At 65.7% G+C, this 5,870-nt stretch carries 6 protein-coding genes; 2 read left to right on the top strand and 4 right to left on the bottom strand.

The window, feature by feature from the left end:
* From AC1D1Y_RS25545 to AC1D1Y_RS25560, 4 genes are all read right to left on the bottom strand, one after another.
* Positions 1–303: electron transfer flavoprotein subunit beta/FixA family protein (locus tag AC1D1Y_RS25545; protein WP_477684818.1), on the bottom strand; the 303-nt coding region annotated here is incomplete at its 3' end.
* A 275-nt stretch (positions 304–578) separates the two neighbouring features.
* Positions 579–1,898, bottom strand: coding sequence for a mechanosensitive ion channel family protein (locus tag AC1D1Y_RS25550; protein ID WP_477684819.1), 1,320 nt, complete (start codon positions 1,896–1,898; stop codon positions 579–581).
* A complete protein-coding gene (locus AC1D1Y_RS25555) occupies positions 1,877–2,683 on the bottom strand; it encodes an enoyl-CoA hydratase (RefSeq protein ID WP_477684820.1) in 807 nt (268 codons plus the stop codon). The genes AC1D1Y_RS25550 and AC1D1Y_RS25555 overlap by 22 nt, the downstream gene beginning before the upstream one ends.
* 12 nt (positions 2,684–2,695) lie before the next feature.
* Positions 2,696–3,649, bottom strand: a complete 954-nt coding sequence (locus tag AC1D1Y_RS25560) for a histone deacetylase family protein (protein ID WP_477684821.1) — start codon at positions 3,647–3,649, stop codon at positions 2,696–2,698.
* A 51-nt stretch (positions 3,650–3,700) separates the two neighbouring features.
* Between AC1D1Y_RS25560 and AC1D1Y_RS25565 the strand changes: the two genes are divergently transcribed.
* Together AC1D1Y_RS25565 and AC1D1Y_RS25570 are read left to right on the top strand one after the other, a co-directional pair.
* Positions 3,701–4,621: an AAA family ATPase gene (locus AC1D1Y_RS25565; RefSeq protein WP_477684822.1), complete on the top strand. Its 921-nt coding sequence runs from the start codon at positions 3,701–3,703 to the stop codon at positions 4,619–4,621.
* 54 nt (positions 4,622–4,675) lie between these two features.
* Complete coding sequence (locus tag AC1D1Y_RS25570) at positions 4,676–5,695, top strand: DUF58 domain-containing protein (RefSeq protein ID WP_477684823.1); 1,020 nt, start codon at positions 4,676–4,678, stop codon at positions 5,693–5,695.
* The last annotated feature ends 175 nt before the right edge of the window (positions 5,696–5,870 follow it).

Below are 5,870 nucleotides of genomic sequence, written 5' to 3' on the forward strand. Positions count from 1 at the left end.
GCCAGGGGCTGCAGTTGCCAGGGGCTGCAGTTCTTCGGCGGTCTCGACCAGGATGGCGCGGTCGGCGCCTATGGCCATGGCGGTGCGCAGGGTTTCCTGGCACTGCAGCACGCCGCAGCTGACGGCGATCACCTCGGTGACCACGCCTTTTTCCTTCAGGCGGGTAGCTTCCTCGACGGCGATCTCGTCAAACGGATTCATGCTCATCTTGACGTTGGCGATGTCGACACCGGTTCCATCGGATTTGACGCGGACTTTCACGTTGTAGTCGACTACACGCTTGACGGGGACCAAGACCTTCATGACAGGGCTCCAGAGTTGTTGATGAGATGTATTGATTGACGTTGACGTAAACGTAAGCTTTGCATTCTATGCTGCGGCATGCCGGGTGCGGGCTGCGGGACCGGCGGCCGGAAGGTAACCAGCGCTGCCGGGCAGAAAAAGAACGACCGTTCTATTTTTCATTATAGAGGGCGGAACAGGGGGAATTAGAGCATCCTGCCCAACCGTTGTCCTAAAGGTGTCTTTCAGGCGCCAATTGCCCCGAGGCCAAGCGCCCTCCACGGGCAGCAGCCGGCTCAGGAGGGTTTGGCGGCGTCCCCGTCCACCGTTACGCGGGTGTGCACCACGCGCTGCGGATAGGGAATGTCGATGTTGTGCGCGCGCAGGGATTCCAGGATGGCCAGGTTGATGCGGGAGCGCAGGTTTTGCTGGCCGTTTTCCGGGTCGGCCATCCAGTAATTGAGTGTGAACTCCAGCCCATCGGCGCCGAAGTTGGTCAGGTTGACGCCGGGGGCCGGGTCGCGCAGCACGCGGTCCTGCCTGAGCGCGGCCTCGTTGAGCAGGCGCATCACGAGTTCCACGTTGCTGTCATAGCCCACCGAGACCACGGTGGACTGCAGCACCTGCGGGTCGCTCAGCGAGAGGTTTTCAACGCGGGTGCTGATGAACATCTCGTTGGGCACGATGGACTCGCGCCCCGAGGGCGCGCGCACCACGGTGTAGCGCGCGTTGATATCGGTGATGCGGCCCTCGAAGGTGTCGACCCGCACGTTGTCGCCTATGCGCACGCTGCGCTCGGCCAGCATGACAAAGCCGCTGACGTAGTTGGCGGCCAGCTTCTGCAAGCCGAAACCCACACCCACGCCTATCGCGCCGCCCAGCACCGAGAGCGCCGTGAGGTCTATCCCCACCGAGGACAGTGCCAACATCAGGCCGACAAACATCAGCACGGCGCGCACCGCGTTGCTGACGGCCTTGCGCAGGGACAGTTCGTTGCCGGTCGCCTTGCGCAGCAGGCGCGACTCGATGGCCGACGATATCCACAGCGTGATCAGCAGCACCACGCCGGCCGTCACCGCGCCTTCGAGCATGGTGCGCACCGACAGGTTGCTGTTGCCAATCTTCCACTTGATGCCGTCTAGCTCTTCCAGCACCACGGGCAGCAGGCCGCTGACCCACAGCACCATGGCGATCCAGGCCAGCCAGGAGATAGTGCGCTCCAGCGCCCGCACCAGCGGCGCATCCTTGAAGGCCACTTGCAGCACCTTGACGCCCAGGCGTATCGCGGCCAGCGACACCAGCACGGGAATCGCCACCTTGAAGAGCGCCAGCGGAAACATGCGCTCCAGCAAAGCCTTGGCCGCGTAGGCCAGAAACAGCAGCAACAAAGGAAACAGCACACCGTCGATCACGCGCCGCCCGAACAGGATGGAGCTGTCGTCGACCGCCATGCGCGCGCGGCCCGCCACGCGAACCACCAGCCAGGCCAGCAACGCGCAGCCGATCAGCGCGGCCACCTCCGTCAGGGTGGTGGGCTGGGCCAGCGCAGCGAACCAGGCGTCCAGGTTGTCGATACGGGCGGGGGGGCGGGTCGTCAGGGCGCCGGCGCTGGCCATTGGGGTTTCCTTTTTTCGATGAAGGCCTGTACGCCCTCCTGTGCAACGGCATGGGCCATGTTGCGGGCCATGGACTGGCCCGCGAGCTGGTAGGCGGCCTCGATGCCGGTTTCACGTTGTTGGTAAAAAAGCGCCTTGCCCATGGCCAGTGCCTCGCGCGGTTTGGACAATAGCGACTGCAGCAATTTTTCGACTTCGCCGTCCAGCGCCTCCAGTGGCACGACACGGTTCACCAGCCCGCGCGCACGCGCCTCTTCGGCCGTGATGAATTCGCCGGTCAGCAGCATCTCCATGGCCTGCTTGGCCGGGATGTTGCGCACCAGCGGCACGCTGGGCGTGGCGCAGAACAGGCCCACGTCTATGCCATTGACGCCGAAGCTGGCGCCATCGGCCGCCACGGCCAGGTCGCATTGCGCCACCAGCTGGCAACCGGCCGCCGTGGCCAGGCCTTGCACCCGGGCGATCACCGGCACCGGCAGCTTCTGGATACTGAGCATCATGCGCGTGCACTGGGCAAAGAGCTTCTGGTAATAGGCCAGCTCGGGCTGCGCGCGCATGTCCTTGAGATTGTGGCCGGCGCAAAAGGCCTTGCCTTCGGCCGCGATGACCACCGCGCGCGCCGCGCTGTCGACCGCGATCGCGTCAAGCGCGGCCTGCAGTGCTGCCAGCACGTCCTCGCTGAGGGTGTTGAAGCTGGCGGCGCGGTTCAGCACCAGGCGGTGCACGCCGCGCGCGTCCTGGGTATGCAGCACGGGTGCCGAAAGATCAGCGGATGCGGCGCTCATGAAACAAACCTCCTACAGGTCGGCCAGCACGCGGATGTGGGCTTCCACGCTGCGCGCCAGCGCGTTCAGGTTGTAGCCGCCTTCCAGCGACGAAACAATCCGGCCCTGCGAGTGGCGTTTCGCGACGTCCTTGATGCGCTGGGTGATCCAGGCGTAATCCTGCTCGACCAGGCCCATCTGGCCCAGGTCATCGTCGCGGTGCGCGTCGAAGCCGGCGCTGATAAAAATCATCTCGGGCTTGAATTCCTCCAGGCGCGGGATCCACATCATCTCGACCAGCTCGCGCACGTCCATGCCCTTGGTATAGGCCGGCACGGGCAGGTTGAGCATGTTGCCGGCGTGGCTTTCGGTGCCGCTGTAGGGGTAGAGCGGGTGCTGGAAAAAGCTCACCATCAGCACCCGCTCATCCCCGCTCAGGATGTCCTCGGTGCCGTTGCCGTGGTGCACGTCGAAGTCGACAACTGCCACGCGCTTGAGGCCGTGGCGCTCCAGCGCATAACGCGCGGCGACGGCGATGTTGTTGAAAAAACAGAAGCCCATGGCCTTGTTGTGGCAGGCATGGTGCCCCGGCGGGCGCACAGCGCAAAAGGCGTTTTCGAGTTCACCCGAGAGCACGGCATCGGTGGCCGCCAGCGCGGCCCCAGCGGCGCGCAGGGCGGCGTTCCAGGTGTGCACGCTGAGGGCGGTGTCGGGGTCGATCTGGGCATAGGCCGGGCCGCCCGCCCGTATGTCGTCGGCCAGGCGGTCACTCAGGCCGCGCAGCGCGGCGACCATCATGCGGTCGTGCGCGAGTTCGATGTCGCCCAGGGCCGCCTGCGGCGCCTCGCGGACGTCCAGCGCGTCCTTGACGCCGATGGCCAGCAGCCAGTCGTCGATGGCGTCGAGCCGCTCGGGGCATTCCGGGTGCCCGGCCCCCATTTCGTGCTTGCGGCAGTCGGGATGGCTGAAATAACCGGTCGCGTTCATCGGGAAACCATCGGGCAATGTTTTACGAAAATTTACGGTATGGTTGACGCCATGAATGTCACAGAAAAACTTCAAGCGCTCCTGAATCAGCTTAACACGGTCATCGTCGGCAAGCCGGCCCAGGTGCAGGATTGCGTGGCCTGCCTGCTGGCCGGCGGCCACCTGCTGATCGAGGATGTGCCGGGCGTCGGCAAGACCACGCTGGCCCATGCGCTGTCGCGCTCCTTCGGCCTGCAGTTTTCGCGCGTGCAGTTCACAKCCGAYCTGATGCCCAGCGACCTGTCGGGCGTGTCGATCTACGAGCGCCAGAAGGAGAGTTTCGTGTTCCACCCCGGGCCGGTGTTCGCCCAGGTGCTGCTGGCCGACGAGATCAACCGCGCCAGCCCCAAGACCCAGAGCGCCCTGCTCGAGGCCATGGAAGAAAAACAGGTCACCGTCGAAGGCGAAACCCGCCCCCTGCCCCTGCCCTTTTTTGTGATCGCCACGCAGAACCCGCACGACCAGCTCGGCACTTACGCCCTGCCCGAATCGCAGCTGGACCGCTTCCACATGCGGATTTCGCTGGGTTACCCCGACCGCGCAGCCGAACGTGAGCTGCTGCGCGGCGCCGACCGGCGCGAGATGGTCGAGCAACTGCCCGCACTGCTGGCGCCGCACGACCTGCTGGAGCTGCAGCAGATGGTGGCCAAGGTCCACGCGTCCGAGCCGCTGCTCAACTACCTGCAAGACCTGGTGGCGGCCACCCGTTCGGGCCGCTGGTTCCTGCAGGGCCTGAGCCCGCGCGCCGGCATTGCCATCATGCGGGCCGCCAGGGCCCAGGCTTTTTTGAGCAAGCGCGACTACGTGGCGCCCGACGACATCGCCGCGGTGCTGCCCCAGACCGCGGCGCACCGGCTGATCCCCGTCAGCGACGCCGGGCGCGGCTCGGTGGAACAGGTGCGCGCCATGCTGGAAGCCGTGCCCCTGCCCTGAGCACGGCTCCCATAAAACCACGTCATCTGCTTTTTCCGCCCCTTGCCTCTCCTTATGGCCGCGCTGGCATCCACCCTCAACCCCCTGGCCTTCGTGCGCGCCCGCTTCCAGGCCTGGTGGCAAAGCAAGCTGCCTTTCACCGACAGCGTGACGCTGACCCAGCGCAACGTCTACATCCTTCCCACCCGGCCGGGCTGGATGATGGGTGTCACCCTGCTGGTACTGCTGGTGGCCGCCATCAATTACCAGCTGAGCCTGGGCTACCTGCTGACTTTTTTGCTGGCCGGCAGCGCGCTCGTCGGCATGCATGTCTGCCACGGCACGCTGCGCGGCCTGTCCATGAACCTGGTCGCGCCGCACGCCCAGTATGTGGGTGCCACCGCCGCTTTCGAGGTCAAGCTGACCAACACCCGGCGCACTGTGCGCCACGGCATAGGCCTGAGCGTGCTCAACCCGCATGACGTAGACGCCGAAAAAGGCCACGAGCGGCACTGGGCCTGGACCGACGTGCCCGCGCAAGGCAGCAGCGTGGTGCAGGTGGCCTTCACGCCGCCAAAGCGCGGGCTGCACAGGCTGCCCACGTTGACCGCCGAAACCCGGTTCCCGCTGGGCACCTTCCGCGTCTGGACCGTCTGGCGGCCCGCCGCCCAGGTCCTGGTCTACCCCGCGCCCGAAGCCCACCCGCCGCCCCTACCGCCCGGCGAACCCCGCTCAGGCGGCGCCGCGGCCGCCCTGCGCGCGCAAAGCAGCGGCGAATTCGATGGCGTGCGCGGTTACCGGCGCGGCGACCCGATGAAACTGGTGGTCTGGAAGAAGGCTGCCAAGGACGACGGGCAAGGCAGCGGGCTGGTGGTGCGCGACACGCAGCAGGCGCAGCGGCACGAACTCTGGCTGGATTTCGCGCAGGCCGGCTCGGCTGGCGTCGAGCAGAAGCTTTCCAGGTTGTGCGCCTGGGTGCTGCTGGCTGACAAGCTGTCGCTGGACTATGGGTTGCGCTTGCCTTCTTTGGAGGTCAAGCCCTCCAGTGGTGAGGCGCATAAAAGGATTTGTCTGGAGGCGCTGGCCGTATGTTGAAGGGTTCTGTTTCCGTTCGACGGGCGGGTTCTCTTCTGAGTCCTGCTGGCCGGGGTCGCCCGGCGGCGACTCACTTTTCTTTGCTTCGCCAAAAAAAAGTAAGCAAAAGAAASGCGACCCGCAGTCTGGGTCCCTACGCTTCGCTTCGGGCAACCTGCGGTGCTCGAGCCAAGCG

The organism is Polaromonas sp. P1_G1 (assembly GCF_056405595.1).